Source organism: Actinomadura verrucosospora, assembly GCF_039540335.1.
Classification (GTDB): domain Bacteria; phylum Actinomycetota; class Actinomycetes; order Streptosporangiales; family Streptosporangiaceae; genus Spirillospora; species Spirillospora verrucosospora.
In genome coordinates this window covers 1-16,584 of the sequence record NZ_BAABEV010000012.1, presented here as the reverse complement: position 1 = coordinate 16,584, position 16,584 = coordinate 1, and the positions used below count along the sequence as shown (strand labels likewise).

General features: G+C 73.2%; 14 protein-coding genes. 5 read left to right on the top strand and 9 right to left on the bottom strand.

Features of this window, described 5'->3' with window-relative positions; translation table 11 throughout:
* Positions 1-46: 46 nt before the first annotated feature.
* Positions 47-481, bottom strand: coding sequence for an FtsB family cell division protein (locus ABD944_RS15665; protein ID WP_345176880.1), 435 nt, complete (start codon positions 479-481; stop codon positions 47-49).
* A 79-nt stretch (positions 482-560) separates the two neighbouring features.
* On the bottom strand, positions 561-1,844 hold the full coding sequence (eno, locus tag ABD944_RS15660) for a phosphopyruvate hydratase (RefSeq protein ID WP_345177224.1): 1,284 nt from the start codon (positions 1,842-1,844) through the stop codon (positions 561-563).
* 234 nt (positions 1,845-2,078) lie between these two features.
* Between eno and ABD944_RS15655 the strand changes: the two genes are divergently transcribed.
* The 4 genes from ABD944_RS15655 (at position 2,079) to ABD944_RS15640 (ending at position 6,270) form a co-directional block, all read left to right on the top strand.
* Positions 2,079-3,125 (top strand): ABC transporter substrate-binding protein, encoded by a 1,047-nt coding sequence (locus ABD944_RS15655; RefSeq protein WP_345176876.1) that lies wholly within the window; start codon positions 2,079-2,081, stop codon positions 3,123-3,125.
* Positions 3,122-3,898, top strand: coding sequence for an ABC transporter ATP-binding protein (locus ABD944_RS15650; RefSeq protein WP_345176874.1), 777 nt, complete (start codon positions 3,122-3,124; stop codon positions 3,896-3,898). Before ABD944_RS15655 ends, ABD944_RS15650 begins: the two co-directional genes overlap by 4 nt.
* The gene (locus tag ABD944_RS15645; protein ID WP_345176871.1) at positions 3,888-4,763 is read left to right on the top strand and encodes an ABC transporter permease; all 876 of its coding nucleotides are present in this window, start codon (positions 3,888-3,890) and stop codon (positions 4,761-4,763) included. The genes ABD944_RS15650 and ABD944_RS15645 overlap by 11 nt, the downstream gene beginning before the upstream one ends.
* 70 nt (positions 4,764-4,833) lie before the next feature.
* Entirely contained in the window at positions 4,834-6,270 is a 1,437-nt protein-coding gene (locus tag ABD944_RS15640; RefSeq protein WP_345176868.1) for a sensor histidine kinase, read from the top strand.
* A gap of 37 nt (positions 6,271-6,307) precedes the next feature.
* Here ABD944_RS15640 and ABD944_RS15635 read toward each other — a convergent pair whose 3' ends face one another.
* The 7 genes from ABD944_RS15635 to mfd form a co-directional block, all read right to left on the bottom strand.
* Positions 6,308-6,664: a tetratricopeptide repeat protein gene (locus tag ABD944_RS15635; RefSeq protein ID WP_345176865.1), complete on the bottom strand. Its 357-nt coding sequence runs from the start codon at positions 6,662-6,664 to the stop codon at positions 6,308-6,310.
* A gap of 57 nt (positions 6,665-6,721) precedes the next feature.
* The gene (locus tag ABD944_RS15630) at positions 6,722-6,940 is read right to left on the bottom strand and encodes a hypothetical protein (protein ID WP_345176863.1); all 219 of its coding nucleotides are present in this window, start codon (positions 6,938-6,940) and stop codon (positions 6,722-6,724) included.
* Between the two features lie 60 nt (positions 6,941-7,000).
* On the bottom strand, positions 7,001-7,945 hold the full coding sequence (locus ABD944_RS15625) for an NADP-dependent oxidoreductase (RefSeq protein WP_345176860.1): 945 nt from the start codon (positions 7,943-7,945) through the stop codon (positions 7,001-7,003).
* Positions 7,946-8,064: 119 nt separating this feature from the next.
* Positions 8,065-10,530 (bottom strand): penicillin-binding protein, encoded by a 2,466-nt coding sequence (locus ABD944_RS15620; protein WP_345176859.1) that lies wholly within the window; start codon positions 10,528-10,530, stop codon positions 8,065-8,067.
* A gap of 70 nt (positions 10,531-10,600) precedes the next feature.
* Positions 10,601-11,572: a nucleoside triphosphate pyrophosphohydrolase gene (locus ABD944_RS15615; protein WP_345176854.1), complete on the bottom strand. Its 972-nt coding sequence runs from the start codon at positions 11,570-11,572 to the stop codon at positions 10,601-10,603.
* Positions 11,573-11,577: 5 nt separating this feature from the next.
* A complete protein-coding gene (locus ABD944_RS15610) occupies positions 11,578-12,234 on the bottom strand; it encodes a hypothetical protein (RefSeq protein ID WP_345176853.1) in 657 nt (218 codons plus the stop codon).
* Positions 12,235-12,273: 39 nt separating this feature from the next.
* The gene (mfd, locus tag ABD944_RS15605) at positions 12,274-15,852 is read right to left on the bottom strand and encodes a transcription-repair coupling factor (RefSeq protein ID WP_345176850.1); all 3,579 of its coding nucleotides are present in this window, start codon (positions 15,850-15,852) and stop codon (positions 12,274-12,276) included.
* A gap of 256 nt (positions 15,853-16,108) precedes the next feature.
* Between mfd and ABD944_RS15600 the strand changes: the two genes are divergently transcribed.
* A partial coding sequence (locus ABD944_RS15600) for a class I SAM-dependent methyltransferase (protein WP_345176847.1) occupies positions 16,109-16,584 on the top strand: 476 nt, incomplete at its 3' end.

The window sequence follows — 16,584 nt, the reverse complement described above, 5'->3', positions numbered from 1 at the left end:
CACCCGCGGATCCGGGGATCCGTTCTCCTCCGCGCCTCAGGGACCGTCAGCGGGGCCTGTCGGCGGCCTCCACCGACCGCCACAGCGTCTCGTACCAGGGCGGTCTGGTCTCCGTTCCGCCCCTGCGGGACTGCTGCCCGTCGCCTTCGCCGCCGTCCAGGACGATGTAGCACTTCACGTCAGGACGACAGTAATGGAGCCGCCGCGTCGCCTCACGCTCAATGTACGACTTGTCGCCCAGCTGTTGCTTGCGCTGGGCGAGGATCTCGACCTGGCGGCGGGACATCGCCTCCTGGCGGCGCAGGTCGGCGATCTCCTTGCGCTGGGCGATGTACTCCCGGACAGGGTAGGCGAGGCTCAGCGCGATCGCGCACATCACCACCGCGAGGATCGCGGCGCGGCTCGTCAGCGCCGGATTGGAACGGCGGGCCCGGGCGCCCCGCGTCCCGCGGCCGGTCTCGTGGTCGTCGCCCTGCGCCATCGTGTCCCCTGCCTGTGGCTCGGCTGCCGGAAACCGGTGCCCGGCGGGACGGGGACGCCGCCCCGCCGGGCCGCGCGGCTCAGCCCTGCGCGTCGAAGCGCGGGAACGCGGCGGCGCCGGCGTAGCGCGCGGCGTCGTCCAGCAGCTCCTCGATGCGCAGCAGCTGGTTGTACTTGGCGACCCGGTCGCTGCGGGCGGGGGCGCCGGTCTTGATCTGGCCGCAGTTGGTCGCGACGGCGAGGTCGGCGATCGTGGTGTCCTCGGTCTCGCCGGAGCGGTGGCTCATCATGCAGCGGTAGCCGCTGGTCTGCGCGAGCGAGACGGCGTCGAGGGTCTCGCTGAGCGTGCCGATCTGGTTGACCTTGACCAGCAGCGCGTTGGCGGCGCCGGACTTGATGCCGCGCCCGAGCCGCTCGGGGTTGGTGACGAACAGGTCGTCGCCGACGAGCTGGACGCGGTCGCCCACGGCGGCGGTGAGGCCCTCCCAGCCGGCCCAGTCCTCCTCGTCGAGGGGGTCCTCGATGGAGACGAGGGGGTAGTTGCCGAGCAGCTCGCCGTAGTAGGCGGCCATGTCGTCGGCGGACCGCTTGGTGCCCTCGAACGCGTACTGGCCGTCGGCGTGGAACTCGGTGGCGGCGACGTCCAGCGCGAGGGCGATGTCGCGGCCGGGGGTGAAGCCGGCCTTGCGGATCGCCTCCAGGATGAGGTCGAGGGCGTCCCGGTTGCTCGGCAGCTCGGGGGCGAAGCCGCCCTCGTCGCCGAGGCCGGTGTTCAGGCCCTTGGACTTCAGCACCGACTTCAGCGCGTGGTAGGTCTCGGCGCCCCAGCGCACCGCCTCGGCGAAGGTGGCCGCGCCGATCGGCGCGATCATGAACTCCTGGATGTCGACGTTGGTGTCGGCGTGCGCGCCGCCGTTCAGGATGTTCATCATCGGGACGGGCAGCAGGTGCGCGTTCGGGCCGCCCACGTAGCGGAACAGCGGCAGGCCGGCGGAGTCGGCGGCGGCCTTGGCGACGGCGAGGCTGACGCCGAGGATGGCGTTGGCGCCGAGCGCGGACTTGGCGGGGGTCCCGTCGAGGTCGATCAGCAGCTGGTCGATCAGGCGCTGGTCGGAGGCGGGGTAGCCGACGAGCTTCTCGTCGATGGTCTCGTTGACGGCCTTGACGGCCTTCCGGACGCCCTTGCCGCCGTAGCGCTCGCCGCCGTCGCGCAGCTCGACCGCCTCGAACTGGCCGGTGGAGGCGCCGCTCGGGACCGCCGCGTGCGCCTCGGTCCCATCGGCGAGCAACACCTCGACCTCGACGGTCGGGTTGCCGCGGGAGTCAAGGATCTCCCGGGCGATTACGGCCTCGATCGACGACACGGGGAACCCCCTGATGGTGCGGATGGTCGGTGCGGTCACCGAGCCTATCCGCGCGGCCCCGCCGCCGCCCAACCGCCTCGCCGTAGCCCTCAGAGAAACGCACATAGGGGACGGCGGTGGCGAAACAACTCCACCTCGGCGACCGCATCGTGCCAGGAAGACGACTTGACGCGGAGAACGCCCGCCTTATCTACTAAGCAGGTCAAACAGACTTGATTGATAGGGAAACTTCCAATGCATCGTGGACTCCGCGGGCGCGTCGCCGCCGTGGCACTGACCGTTCTCGTCGCAGCGGGCACGCTCGGCGCCTGCGGCGGCGGCGATGAGGAGTCCGGCGGGGACGCGGCCCCGCTCCGGCTCGGCTACTTCCCGAACCTCACCCACGCGACCGCCCTGGTCGGCGTCGAGAAGGGCATCTTCGCCAAGCACCTCGGCGCCGCGCCGAAGACCGCGACGTTCAACGCCGGTCCGGCCGCCGTCGAGGCGCTGTTCTCCGGCGCGATCGACGCGACGTTCGTCGGGCCCAACCCGTCCATCAACGCCTGGTCCAAGTCGCACGGTAAGGCCGTCCACATCATCTCCGGCGCGGCCTCGGGCGGCGTCTCGCTGGTGGTCAAGCCCGGGATCAAGGGCGTCCAGGACCTGCGCGGCAAGAAGATCGCGACCCCGCAGCTCGGCAACACGCAGGACGTCGCGCTGCGGTACTGGCTGAAGAAGAACGGCCTCACCGCGAACAAGGACGGCAGCGGGGACGTCAAGGTCGTCCCGCAGGAGAACGCCCAGACGCTGCAGACGTTCGCGCAGGGCGACATCGACGGGGCCTGGGTGCCCGAGCCCTACGCCTCGCGGCTGATCCTGGAGAACAAGGGCGAGCGGCTGCTCGACGAGAAGTCGCTGTGGCCCGGCGGCAAGTTCGTCATCACCAACCTGCTCGTCAGCCAGGAGTACGAGAAGAAGCACCCCGACCAGGTCAAGAAGCTGCTCCAGGGCGTCGTCGAGGCCACCGACTACATCAACCAGAACAAGGCGGACGCCGAGAAGGTCACCAACGACGCCCTCGCCAAGCTGAGCGGCAAGCCGCTGAAGCAGGACGTGCTCACGGCGGCCTTCAAGGAGATCGACTTCACCACCGACCCGGTCGCGTCCTCGCTGGTCGCGGGCGCGGCGCACGCCGAGGAGATCGGCCTGCTGGAGAAGACCGACCTGGACGGGATCTACAACCTGGCCCCGCTCAACGACGTGCTCAAGGCGGGCGGGAAGGCACAGGTCAGCGACCGATGACCGCGGACACGGCGGTCCGCCTCAGCGAGGTCTCCAAGGCGTTCGGGACCGGCGGATCCGCGCTCCTCGCGCTCGACAAGGTCTCCCTCGACGTGGCCCCCGGCGAGTTCGTGTGCCTGGTCGGCGCGTCCGGCTGCGGCAAGAGCACGCTGCTCAACCTGGTCGCCGACCTCGAACGCCCGAGCGCCGGGACGATCGACAAGGACGGCGCGCGGGTCGCGCTGATGTTCCAGGAGCCCGCGCTGTTCCCGTGGCTGACGGTGACCGGCAACCTCGAACTCGCCCTGAAGACGCGCGGCGTCCCGCGGGGCGAGCGGCGGAGCCGGGCGGGCCGGCTGCTCGACTCGGTGCACCTCGGCGGGTTCGCCGGCAGGCGCCCGCACCAGCTGTCGGGCGGCATGCGGCAGCGGGTCGCGCTGGCCCGCGCCCTCGCCCTCACCGAGGACGACGCCGGCGAGGGGCAGGGGACCGTCCTGCTGATGGACGAGCCGTTCGGCGCGCTCGACGCGATGACCCGCGACCTGCTGCACGACGAGATCGAGCGGATCTGGCGGGAGCGCGCCCTGACCGTGCTGTTCGTCACGCACAACGTCAGGGAGGCGGTGCGACTCGGCGACCGGGTGGTGCTGCTCAGCAGCCGGCCCGGCCGGGTCGTGGAGGAGTTCCCCGTCCCGATGGAGCGGCCGCGGCGGATCGACTCCCCCGAGGTCGCCTCCCTGGCCGGGACCATCACCGACCGGCTGCGCGAGGAGGTCGTCCGGCATGGCGCATGACACGGTGAAGGGCGAGAGGCGGCTCGACCGCGAGCTGGCGGGCTTGGACGCGCTGGAGCTCGGCGGGACGGCGCGTACCCGGCTCCTCCAGCGGGCGTGGTCGGCGGCGTGGCCGATCGTCGCGGCCGTGCTGATCGCGCTCGCGGCGTGGCAGCTGGTCGTGTGGAGCGGCTGGAAGGAGCCGTGGGTGCTCCCCGGCCCCAGGGACACGCTCCCGGTGTTCTGGGACCAGCTCACCTCGGGGCGGTTCTGGGACGCCGTCGCCCTGACGATGCGGCGTGCGGTCGTCGGGTTCGCCTTCGCCGTGGCCGTGGGCGTCGTGGCCGGCGCGCTGGTGGCGCGGTTCCGGGTGCTGCGCCGGGCGTTCGGGTCGCTGATCACCGGTCTGCAGACGATGCCGTCGATCGCCTGGTTCCCGCTCGCCATCCTGCTGTTCCGGCTCAGCGAGAGCGCGATCCTGTTCGTGGTGATCCTCGGCGCGGCCCCGTCGATCGCCAACGGGCTGATCACGGGCGTCGACTACACGCCGCCGATCCTGCTGCGCGCGGGGAAGGTGATGGGGCTGCGGGGCATCGCGCTGTACCGGCACCTGATCCTGCCGGCCTCGCTTCCCTCGTTCGTGGCGGGGCTGAAGCAGGGCTGGGCGTTCGCGTGGCGCAGCCTGATGGCGGGCGAGCTGCTGGTCGTCATCGGCGACACGACCTCGCTCGGGGTGCTGCTGTCGCAGGCCAGGGAGCTGAACAACACCGCCGACATGATCTCCTACATGCTGATGATCCTGGTCCTCGGCATCGTGATCGACCAGCTGTTCGGGCTGGTGGACGGGGCGATCCGGCGCCGCTGGGGCGTCGACGAGGGACACTGACAATCTTTTACCCGCCGACCCGGATGGGATCCGCCCTGCCCAGGTAAGAACTCCCCGGTACTGACATGACGTGCAGCGCACCAGGGAGGTCGTCATAGGCGTCCGGCTCCGCCGGCCGTCCCCGAGCGGCTGGATCTGGCAAGCCGTGCTGCGCCACCCGGAGATCCGGTTCCGAGTGACGGTGGCGGCCTCGCTGGTGGCCTTCGTGCTGTCGTCGGCGCTGAGCGCGGTGCTGCTGGTCCAGCTCAAGCAGGACGCCTACCAGGATCTCGTGCGGGCGCTGGCGCGCGACAACCGGCGGACGGCGACGGCGATCGAGACCGGGCAGCTCACCCTGGACATCTCCCCCACCACCGACAGCCTCCAGCAGGTGGTGAACCAGCAGGGCCAGGTGGTCGCGGCCACCCCGCGGATGCGGGGCCGCCCCAGGGTCCGGTTCCCGCCGCCGCCGCCGTTCGAGGAGCGCCGGGTGGGCCGCGTCTGCGGGATCGACGCGCCGGGCGCCCACTGCTTCGTGATCGTCGAGCGCCGGGTGGGGCTCGGACCGGACGCGCTGTTCATCAACTCGCTCGCCCCCGCACCGGGGCCGCTGCCGCGCCCGGTCTCGGGGGTGCTGATCCTGCTGGGCATCCCCTTCATCACCCTGCTCGCCGGCTACGGGACGTGGCTGTCGGTGAACCGGGCGCTGCTCCCGGTCGAGGGGATCCGCCGCGAGCTGGACGAGATCACCGCCACGGACCTGGAGCGCCGCGTGCCGGAGCCGCACCGCCGCGACGAGGTGGGGCGGCTCGCCGAGAGCGTGAACGCCACCCTGGACCGTCTGGAGGAGGCGGTCGCGCGGCAGCGCGCGTTCGTCTCCGACGTGTCGCACGAACTGCGCAGCCCCCTCACCGCGCTGCGCATGGAGCTGGAACTGGCGCTGTCGGCCCCCGAGGACACCGACGTCCCCGCCGCGCTGCGCGCCGTCCTGGTCAACACCGAGCGGCTGTCGGCGGTGGTGGACGACCTGCTCGCGCTCGCGCGGCTCGACGCCGACCGCACCGCCTCCCCCATGGAGCGGGTGGACCTGACCGAGATCACCGACCAGGAGGTGCTGCGCCGTCCCCGCCGCGTCCAGGTGACGGTGCTCGCGGAGGGCCCCGTGGTGGTGCGGGGCGGGCGCAGCGACCTGGCGCGGCTGCTGACCAACCTCATCGACAACGCCGACCGGCACGCCGCCGGCGAGGTGACGGTGATCCTGCGCACGGAGAAGCCCGCCACCGCGGTGGTCGAGGTGATCGACGACGGCACGGGCGTCCCGCCGGACGACCGCGAGCGGGTGTTCGAGCGGTTCGCGCGGCTGGCCGAGGGCCGGCACCGCGACGCCGGCGGTACCGGCCTCGGCCTGGCGATCTCCCGCGACATCGCCGAGGCGCACCACGGGTCGCTGATCCTCACCGACCGCATCGACGGCGTCCCCGGCGCCCGCTTCGTCCTGCGCCTCCCCAGCGACGACGTCCCGAGGTAGCCGTCCCCCGCGGGGACGGCTACCTCGGGACGGGACGTCAGGCCAGGTCGGCGGCGGTCACGGAGACCTCGATCTCCGCGGTGGGCTCGACACCCATGGCGCGGGCGAGCTTGCGGAAGGCGCGGGCCTCGTCCGGGCGGCTCCGCCGCTCCAGGGTGCGGGCCAGTGCCTCGTAGGCCCAGCCGTTGCCCGGGTCGAGCTCGACGAGGCGGCGGAGCGTCTCCTCGGCGCGGCCGAGCTGGGCGCTGTGGAAGTAGGCGCGGCCGAGCAGCTCGACCGCGGCGCGGTTGCCCGGGTCGCCGTCGACGATCGGGGCCAGCATGCGCGCAGCGCCCGCGTAGTCCCGGGCGTCGAAGAACAGCGTCGCGCGCTCGAACTCCTCGTAGGTGGTCATGCCTGCGGAACCGGGGACGGCCGGGCTTTGTTCCCCGGCCCGGCCGCCCCCGGGCGCTCAGGTCATCCCGAGATCGGCGCGGAGCCGCTCGCGCTCGGCCTCCAGCAGGTCGATCTGCCCCTGCAGCTCCTCGCGCTGGGCGAGGTACTGACCGGAGTCCACCATGTCCGTGGGGTCGCCGGACGGTGCGGGAAGGTCCGCGCGCAGCCGCTTCAGGGATTCCTCGATGTCGCGGAGCCGCGCGCGCCGGTCGTCCTCGGTCTCACTCTGGTTCATGTGTCTCCTCCTCCGGCTCTGCATGCCCGCGCCCGGGCCGTCCTCACCTCGGCGGGGCCGTCAGATGCGCAGGACGGTCTTGCCGCGCGCGCCGCCCAGCCGGTTGTCGGCCAGGGCGTCGGCCGCCCGCTCCAGCGGGACCTCCCGCTCGACGCGGACGCGCAGCGCGCCCGCGTCGATGAGGTCGGAGAGGCGGTCCAGCAGTTCGGCGGACGGCTGCGTCTGGAAGTTGACGCCGCGCAGCCCCTTCGCCTCCAGGGAGTCGGGGTTCACCGACCAGGTGGTGGAGATGTAGGTCCCGCCGGGACGCAGCAGCTGCGCGAGGTGCTCGGCCGACCGGGTGTCGCTGGCCGTGTCGAGGACGGCGTCGATCCCGTCGGTGTGGACGGCGAGCACCTGCCGGTTGAGGTCGCCCGCGGAGTGGTCGACCGTCTCGTCCGCGCCGAGGCGCCGCATCGTGCCCGCCATGTCGTCGCGCGCGGTCGCGATGACCTTGGCGCCCGCGCGGGACGCGAGCTGCACCGCGCTCTGCCCGACGCCGCCGGTCGCGCCCACCACGAGAACGGTCTGGCCGGTGTCGATGCGCGCCTGGTCGACCATGGCGAGCGCGGTCGCGCTCGCGGTCGGCACCGCCGCGGCCTGCGTGTAGATCATCCCCTGCGGCATCCGCGCGACCGGGCCGTCCTCGCGGACGAGGGCGTACTCGGCGTAGCTGCCGAGCCCGCGCTCCACGATGGCGAAGGCCCCGTAGACCTGCTCGCCGTGCCGCAGCCGGGTCACGCCCTCGCCGGCCTCCTCCACGACGCCCGCGCCGTCCCGGCCGAGGATCAGCGGGAACGGCACGTCGACGGAGTCCTTGAGCATGCCTTCGGCGATCTTCCAGTCCAGCGGGTTCAGCCCGGCGGCGATCACCCGCACCAGGATCTCGCCGGGCCCCGGCTCCGGGCGCGGCAGGTCCATGAGCGCCGGCGTGGCGCCGTACTCCGACACGGCGATGGCTCGCATGACGATCGTCCCCCGAAACGGATCAGCGCGGGCGTCGCGTCCCGCTGTCGATCTTCCCGTGTCGATCTACCCCGCGACCGGACGATCACACGTCGGCGCAGGTCACGCGGGGACGCGGGTCACGCAGGGGCCTGCTGGGGCGGCCCGCCGGGTTCCGGGGTGGGCGTGGCGGGCGGCACGGTGGGGTGGCCGCCTCCCCTGCGCCCGCCGCCGGGCCCGCCGCCGGGCCCGCGCCCGGCGCCCTTGCTGACGTGCAGCGTGATGGTGCCGCCCGGCTCGGCCGACGAGGGCGACATGCCGGCGACGGTGCCCTTCGGGAACCGGCGGGAGGCCATCGGCGCGCCGATCCGGGCCCTGAACCCGGCGGCGCGGAGCCGGGCGGCGGCCTCGCCCGGCTTCATACCGCGCACGTCCGGCACCCTGGCCCGGTCCTCGCCCGAGCCCCTGCTGAAGTAGCGCGACGGCGGCCGGTGGAACGAGCCCGGCTCGGTGTGCGACAGCGCCCCGAGCATGCTCTGCCGCCAGATCGGCGCCGGGATCGTCGCCCCGAACACCGAGCCGTAGCACCGGCCGTCCATGCACAGGTTCTCCATCGGGTGCCTGTAGCCGCCGCGCGGGTCGCCGACCCACACGGCCGCGGCAAGGTCCGGGGTGTACCCGGCGAACCAGGCGGCGGAGAAGTTGTCGACGGTCCCGGTCTTGCCGGCGGCGTCGCGCCCGAGGCCCATGCCGCGCGCGGTGCCCTTGGTCAGGACGCCGCGCAGGACGTAGTTGACGGCGTCCGCGACGCCCTCGTCCATCGCCCGCTCGCAGTGGCGCCCCGGCACCTTCAGCCTGCGGCCGGACGCGGCGCGGATCTCCCGGATCGCGATCGGCTCGCAGTACCGGCCGCGGGCCCCGAACGCCGCGTAGGCCGCCGCGAGCCGCAGCGGGGAGACGGGGTTGAAGCCCAGCGTGAACGACGGGTACTGCTCCAGCGGCTTGCCGTTCGCCTGCTTCATCCCGAGCCGTTCGGCCATCCTGACGGTGTCGCAGAGGCCGACCTTCTTCTCCAGGGCGAGGAAGAACGTGTTGACCGAGTGGTGCGTCCCGGTGACGAGGCTGAACTGGCGGCCGCCCTCGCCGTCGGCGGAGTTGCGCAGGGAGGCGGACGGGTCGCCGACGCGGTCCCCGTCGCAGTTGCGGTAGCCGACGGGCGTGTAGGCGCGCGGCGCCATCATCCGGGTCCCGAACGGCATGCCCTCGTCCAGCGCCGCGGCCAGCGTGAACGCCTTGAACGTGGACCCGGCCTGCATGCCGATGCTGGAGCCGTGGCTGGCGTCGGCGGCGAAGTTGATCCACGTCTTGCCGCGGTCCCGGTCGGGGCCGAGCTCGCGGTCCACGGCCATCGCCTTGATCTCGCCGGTGCCCGGCTGCACCATCGCCTCGGCGGCGGCCTTGTGCGCGGAGTTCTTCGGCGGGACGTGCCCGTCGACGGCGCGCTGCGCGGCCTTCTGGGCGCGCCGGTCCAGGGTGGTGCGGATCGTCAGCCCGCCGCGCTTGAGCAGCTTCTCCCGGTCCTCGGCCGTCTTGCCGAACACGGGGTCGGTGAGGATCTCGCGCTGGACGTAGTCGCAGAAGAACGGGGCGTCGCTGGTGACGCAGCCGCTCCGCACGTTGTCGACGTCCAGCCGGACGGGCGCCCGCCTGGCCGCGGCCGCCTTGGCCGGGTCGAGCCAGCCGAGCTCGGCCATCCGGGTCAGCACGGTGTCGCGGCGCTCCCGGGCCGAGCCGGGATGGCGGATCGGGTCGTAGGCGTAGGGGTAGCGGACGACGCCGGCGAGCAGCGCCGCCTCGGGCAGCGTCAGCTCCGACGCGTGCTTGGAGAAGTAGTGCCGCGACGCCGCCTCGACGCCGTAGGCCCCGTCGCCGTAGTAGGCGATGTTGAGGTAGCGGCGCAGGATCTCGTCCTTGGTGAACCGCTTCTCCAGCGCCACCGCGTACTTCAGCTCGCGGATCTTGCGGGCGGCCGAGACCTCCCGGGCCTCCTGCCGCTCGGCGTCGGTGTCGGCCTGGGTGAGCAGCAGGTTCTTCACGTACTGCTGGGTGATGCCGGAGCCGCCCTGCGTCACCTGGCCGCTGCTGAGGTTGCTGGCGAGCGCCCGCAGGGTGCCCTGCGCGTCGATGGCCCCGTGCTCGTAGAAGCGGCTGTCCTCGATCGCCAGCACCGCCTGGCGCAGCACCGGGGCGATCTTGTTGAAGGGGACGTCGACGCGGTTCTGGTAGAAGAACGTGGCGAGGGTGGAGCCGTCCGCGGCGAGGATCTTCGAGCGCTGGGGGACGCCGGAGGTCGTCAGCCCGTCCGGCTCGGCCTCGAACCAGCCGGCGGCGTCGCGGGCGCCGACGCCCGCCGTGCACGCGGTCGGCAGCAGCATCAGCGCGACGAGCAGCCCGGCCAGGCCGCCGAAGGCGCCGAGCCCGCGCACGGCGCGGACCTTCTCGGCGCGGGTCGTCGACGGGGTCAGCAGGCGGCGCGGGCGGCGGCGCCGCGCCGCGGGGGCTCCCGGCCCGGGATCCCCTGCGTCATTTCCGGCCTCGGTCGGCACGCGCTCAGAGTAGACGGGCCTTCCCGAGCGGACCACCCCATTGGTGAGGTTCCGCCCGTTATCCCCCGAATCAGGCGTCGCGCCGCTCCCAGGTCCGGACACGGTCCCGGAATACCCGGGAAACGGCGCGCAACTCCGACTCCGCGTCCACGCCTCGCTCACCCGCCTCCCGGACCAGCGCGAACAGGCGTCCGCCCAGCTCGGTTCCGGCCTCCTCCGCCAGCCCCTCGGCGAGCCCGGACGGGGCGTCCATGCGCGCGGCGCGGCGCTGCAGCTGCGCGGCCAGCGACAGGGCGGGCTGGCCCATCGGCACGCCGTCGAGCGCCGAGGCCTCCGCGCCGCTCTTCTCCGCGCGCTCGGCCGCCTTGATCTGCTCCCAGTTGGCGTTGACCTCGTCGGCGCCGGAGACGGTGACGTCCCCGAACACGTGCGGGTGCCGCCGGACGAGCTTGTCGACGATCGCGCCCGCCACGTCGTCGATCGTGAACCCGGTCCCGTCGTCGCGCTCGGCGGCCACCACCGAGTGGAACGCCACCTGCATCAGCACGTCGCCCAGCTCCTCGCGGAGCGCGCCGTAGTCGCCGGCCTCGACGGTGTCGAGGACCTCGTAGGCCTCCTCCAGCAGGTACGGGACGAGGGTCGTGTGCGTCTGCTTGCGGTCCCACGGGCACTCGCGGCGCAGCGTGTCCATCACCGACACCAGGTCGAGCAGCCGCGCGCCCGGCAGGTCGTAGGAGCCGTGGAGCACCTCGACGTCCAGCGGGTCGTCGACGACCAGGGCCCCGATCCCGCGCATCAGCGCCTCGTCGCCCTCGGGCGCGGCCACCCACAGCACGTCCGCGCGCCGCGCGTCGGCCACCAGGAGCGCCGGGTCGGGCTCCTCCACGAGGTCGGGGACGACGCCGGCGTCGAGGAGCGCGGGCAGCAGCGGATGGCCGTCCCGGAGGCGGACGGCGTCGGCCGACCGGAGCGCGTCCCAGGCCCGCCAGGTCAGCAGGCCCGGCGCGACCCGGTGCGTGGTCGCCAGCAGGGTGAGGCTCATGGGCCTCAGATACCCGAATCGGGGCTGGACAGCCGGTAGACGATCGGGGCGACCTCGAACTTGGCGGGGTCGTAGTGCCCGTAGCGCGGGTTGACCTTGATGTGCATGCCGGCGGCGGTGCGCTGGAACAGCTCGTTCCACTGCCGCCCGGCCTGCTCGGTCGCCGGGTTCAGCCGGTTGTTCAGGTCGGCGCCGAACCGCTGCATGACCGCCAGCTGCGTCGCCACCAGCCGGGCGAGGTCGCGGGAGTGCGCGCGGGGCAGCCCGCTCGCCAGCGTGATCGACTGGGCCCCGCCCTGGCGGTCCAGGGCCTGGAGCGCGCCGTCGACCTGCCCTCCGGTCACCTCGACGCCGGCCCGGCGCGCCACCCGGTCGGCGACCCGGAAGTTGATCAGCAGGGTGAGCGCGCCCTGCAGGTCGGACTCGGAGTCGCCCGCGACCTGCGGTGCCGGGTTGGCGGGGTTGGCGCGCAGCTCGTTGGCCGCCGGGTCGGAGCGGAACTGCTCGCGCCAGTCGCGGACGGTCTGGCTGAGGGTGCTGACGGTGATGCGGTCGTCGCCGACGAGTGCGGCGGTGCCGACCTTCGGGGAGCCGCCGCAGCCGGCCAGCGCGGCGGCCGCCAGCACGGCCGCCACCGCCGCCTTCACGGACTTACCAGGCACGGATTCCTCGTCTCGTCGCTCGATCGGGGCGGCGCCAGCCTAGCGCCGCGCCGCGGACTCCAGGAACAGGGCGTCCACCAGGTCGGTCGCCCACTTCAGCAGCTCCTGGTCACGCAGCGGACGGCCCCCGAGCACCGCCGTCTTCGGCGCGGGCACGAGCAGGGTGTCGGTCGCCGGCTTCAGGATGCTCTTCGGGTACAGCCGCTGCAGCCTGACCTGCTTGGAGTCGGGCAGGTGCACGGGCGCGAACTTGACGAACGTTCCCTGGAGGGTGACGTCGCTCAGCCCCGCCCTGCGGGCCTTGGCCCGGAACCGGGCGACCTCCAGCAGGTTCAGCACCGGGACGGGCAGCGGACCGAACCGGTCCTTCAGCTCGTCGTGCACGGCGCCGATCTCGTCCTCGGAGGTGATCGCGGCGATCCGCCGGTAGGCGTCCAGCCGGAGCCGCTCGCCCGGCACGTACTCGTGCGGCAGGTGCGCGTCGACGGGCAGCTCGACCTTGGTCTCGACGGCCTCGGGCTCGCCGCCGCCCTCCTTCAGCTCCCGCACCGCCTCGCCGACCATCCGGACGTACAGGTCGAACCCGACGCCCGCGACGTGGCCGGACTGCTCGGCGCCGAGGATGTTGCCCGCGCCGCGGATCTCCAGGTCCTTCATCGCGACGTACATGCCGGCGCCGATCTCGGTGTGCTGCGCCAGCGTCGCGAGCCGCTCGTGCGCGGTCTCGGTGAGCGGCTGCTCCGGCTGGTAGAGGAAGTAGGAGTAGGCCCGCTCCCGGCCGCGCCCGACGCGGCCGCGCAGCTGGTGGAGCTGCGACAGCCCGTACATGTCGGCGCGGTCGACGATGAGGGTGTTGGCGTTCGGCACGTCCAGGCCGGACTCCACGATCGTGGTCGCGACCAGGACGTCGTAGTTCTTCTCCCAGAAGTCGACCATGACCTTCTCGAGCTCGTGCTCGTTCATCTGGCCGTGCGCGACCGCGATCCGCGCCTCCGGGACGAGCCGCGCCAGGGTCGCCGCGACCTTGTTGATGGACCGGACGCGGTTGTGCACGAAGAACACCTGGCCCTCGCGCAGCAGCTCGCGGCGGATCGCCGCGGCGATCTGCTTCTCCTCGTAGGGGCCGACGAACGTCAGGACGGGGTGGCGCTCCTCCGGCGGGGTGAGGATCGTCGACATCTCCCGGATGCCGGTGAGGCCCATCTCCAGCGTCCGCGGGATCGGCGTCGCCGACATGGCGAGCACGTCCACCTGCGTCCGCAGCCGCTTCAGCTCCTCCTTGTGCTCGACGCCGAACCGCTGCTCCTCGTCGATGATCACCAGGCCGAGGTTCTTGAAGCGGGTCTGCGACGACAGGATCCGGTGGGTGCCGACCACGACGTCCACCGAGCCCTCCGACAGCCCGTTCAGCGTCTCCCCGATCTCCCTGTCGGACTGGAACCGGCTGATCGGCTTCACCACGACGGGGAACGCCGCGAACCGCTCGGCGAACGTGGACAGGTGCTGCTGCACCAGCAGCGTCGTCGGCACGAGCACCGCGACCTGCCGCCCGTCCTGGACGGCCTTGAACGCCGCACGCACGGCGATCTCGGTCTTGCCGTAGCCGACGTCGCCGCAGATCAGCCGGTCCATCGGGACGGCCCGCTCCATGTCGCCCTTCACCTCGTCGATGGCGGCGAGCTGGTCGGGCGTCTCGTTGTAGGGGAAGGCGTCCTCCAGCTCCCGCTGCCACGGGGTGTCGGGCGCGAAGGCGTGGCCGGGGCTCGCCATCCGCGCCGAGTACAGCCGGATCAGCTCCCCGGCGATCTGCTTGACCGCCTTGCGGGCGCGGGACTTGGCCTTCTGCCAGTCGGCGCCGCCGAGCCGGTGCAGGCTGGGCGCCTCGCCGCCGACGTAGCGGGTGAGCTCCTCCAGCTGGTCGGTCGGGACGAACAGCCGGTCGCTCTTGGCGTACTCCAGGATCAGGTACTCGCGGGTGGCGCCCTGGACCGTGCGGCTGACCATCTCCACGTACCGCCCGACGCCGTGCTGCTCGTGCACCACGTAGTCGCCCGGCTTGAGCTGGAGCGGGTCGATGCCGCCGCGCCGCCGCGACGGCATGCGCCGCGCGTCGCGCGTGGAGGACTTCTGCCCCGACAGGTCGGTCTCGGTCAGCACCGCGAGCTTGACCGACTCCCAGGTGAACCCGTTCTCCAGCAGCCCGGTCGTGACGGTGACCACCGACGGCTCGGGCGCGCCGGCCACGTCGGCGAGCCGCGCGCCGACGCCCTCCTCCCGGGCGAGCTGGACGAGCCGCTCGGCCGGTCCGTGCCCGGCGGTGACCAGCACGACGCGCCAGCCGCCGTCCGTCCAGCCCTTGAGGTCGCCGACGACGCGGGAGGTGTCGCCGCGGTACGCCTCCGCCGGCTGCACCCCGAGGCTCAGCGTCTCCGCGCCGCCGCCGAGGGACCCGCCGTCCGGGAGCTCGGCGTCCGCGCCGCCCGCCGCCAGCGGGCTCAGCGCCGTCACGCTCCACCGCGGCAGCCCCAGCTCCGCGCTGTGCGCGCGGACCTCCTCCAGCGAGCGGAACGCCGCCGCCCCGAGGTCGATCGGCGCCTCTCCCCCGGCGGCGGCGTTGACCCAGCTCGCCTCCAGGAACTCCTGGCTCGTGCGGACCATCTCGACCGACCGGGTGCGGATCCGCTCCGGCTCGCAGACCAGCAGCGCCGACCCGTCCGGCAGCAGGTCGGTCAGCAGCTCCATGCTCTCGGCGAGGACGGGCGAGAACGCCTCCATGCCCTCGACGGTGTCGCCGTCGGCGATCCGGCCGAGGATCTCCTCCAGGGCGGGGTGCTCCTGCGCGAGCCGCCTCGCGCGCTCGCGCACCTTCTCCGTCAGCGGCAGCTCGCGGCACGGCGGCGCCCACAGCCCGCCCTGCGCGACCTCCAGGGAGCGCTGGTCGGCCGCCTTGAAGTAGCGGATCTCCTCGACGGTGTCGCCCCAGAACTCCACCCGCAGCGGGTGCTCCTCGGTCGGCGGGAACACGTCGAGGATCCCGCCGCGCACCGCGATCTCGCCGCGCTTCTCCACCAGGTCCACGCGCTGGTACCCGGCCTCCACCAGGCGCCGGACCGCGTCGTCCATGTCGGCGTCCTCGCCGGAGGCCAGCCGCACCGGCTCCAGGTCGGCGAGCCCGGACACGATCGGCTGGAGCACCGCGCGGACCGGCGTCACCACGACGTCCAGCGCGCCGCCCTTCGCCGAGCCGTCCCCGGCGGGCGGGCCGCCCGCGCCCGGGTGGACGAGGCGGCGCAGCACCGCCAGCCGCTGCCCGACCGTGTCGGAGCGAGGCGACAGCTTCTCGTGCGGCAGCGTCTCCCACGCCGGGAAGTGCGCGACGCGCTCGGGGTCGAGCAGGCTCGACAGGGCGGCGGCCAGGTCCTCGGCCTCGCGGCCGGTCGCGGTCACCGCGAGCACGACGCCCTCGCCGTCCGCGCGCAGGCGGCGGCTCAGCGCGGCGGCCAGGATCGGCCACAGCGCGGCGGGTGCGACGATCTCCCGGTCCGTGCGCGGCCGCGTGAGCGCGCTCCGCAGGCCGGGGTCGGTGCACGCAAGGTCAACAAGTCCAGAAAGCGTCATTATTAGCCCGATATTCGCCCACAAATGGCCAATCACCCCGAGGCAGGGCAGGCCGAAAACCCGGAATCCAGCCGGACCCGGTACCGCGTACCAGCGTACGCGCCCCGGACGACGCTCGTTCAGGCGGAGCCGAAGGCGCCCGCCCGGGCACGCGGCCCGCCGTCCGCACCCTGACCGGCGAGGACGGCGACACGGCCGTCACCAAGAAAAGGCAAATAGCGGACGGAGCGCAGCCAAGCGATTACGCTGCGAGATTGTGACCGATCTGCGTACGTCGCCGGTCAACGGCGGCGATCTCTTCTCAGAACGCGCCCGCCAGTACGCCCTAGAGAAGCCCCTGCAGCGGATCCACATCCTCGAAGCGGGCTGCGGCTGGGGGACGGGGCTGGACCTCGGCGACCGCGAGCGCGAAGTCACGGGGGTCGACCTGGAGTCCCCGGAGCTGCGCGCCTACACCTGCGAGCGGCCCGACCTCGACGCCTGGCACCTCGGCGACCTGCGCACCGTCCCGCTGCCGCCGCGCGCCTTCGACATCGTCCACGCCTCGTACCTGATCGAGCGCGTCCCGCACGCCGAACTGGTGCTCGACCGGTTCGTCGCGGCGCTGAAGCCCGGCGGGCTCCTGCTGGTGCACCTGCGCGACCGCGACACCGCGTTCGGGTTCCTCGACCGCACGCTGCCGCGCTGGCTGCGCGGGTCCGGCCACCGCCGCGCCCGCCCGGGCCGCGCCCC

What these genes read in the sequence shown, in the direction of transcription:
- ABD944_RS15625 (WP_345176860.1), bottom strand. Translation starts at nt 7,945, where the DNA reads ATGCGAGCCATCGCCGTGTCGGAGTACGGCGCCACGCCGGCGCTCATG.
- ABD944_RS15650 (WP_345176874.1), top strand. Translation starts at nt 3,122, where the DNA reads ATGACCGCGGACACGGCGGTCCGCCTCAGCGAGGTCTCCAAGGCGTTC.
- ABD944_RS15645 (WP_345176871.1), top strand. Translation starts at nt 3,888, where the DNA reads ATGGCGCATGACACGGTGAAGGGCGAGAGGCGGCTCGACCGCGAGCTG.
- ABD944_RS15665 (WP_345176880.1), bottom strand. Translation starts at nt 481, where the DNA reads ATGGCGCAGGGCGACGACCACGAGACCGGCCGCGGGACGCGGGGCGCC.
- ABD944_RS15615 (WP_345176854.1), bottom strand. Translation starts at nt 11,572, where the DNA reads ATGAGCCTCACCCTGCTGGCGACCACGCACCGGGTCGCGCCGGGCCTG.
- ABD944_RS15635 (WP_345176865.1), bottom strand. Translation starts at nt 6,664, where the DNA reads ATGACCACCTACGAGGAGTTCGAGCGCGCGACGCTGTTCTTCGACGCC.
- ABD944_RS15630 (WP_345176863.1), bottom strand. Translation starts at nt 6,940, where the DNA reads ATGAACCAGAGTGAGACCGAGGACGACCGGCGCGCGCGGCTCCGCGAC.
- mfd (WP_345176850.1), bottom strand. Translation starts at nt 15,852, where the DNA reads ATGACGCTTTCTGGACTTGTTGACCTTGCGTGCACCGACCCCGGCCTG.
- ABD944_RS15655 (WP_345176876.1), top strand. Translation starts at nt 2,079, where the DNA reads ATGCATCGTGGACTCCGCGGGCGCGTCGCCGCCGTGGCACTGACCGTT.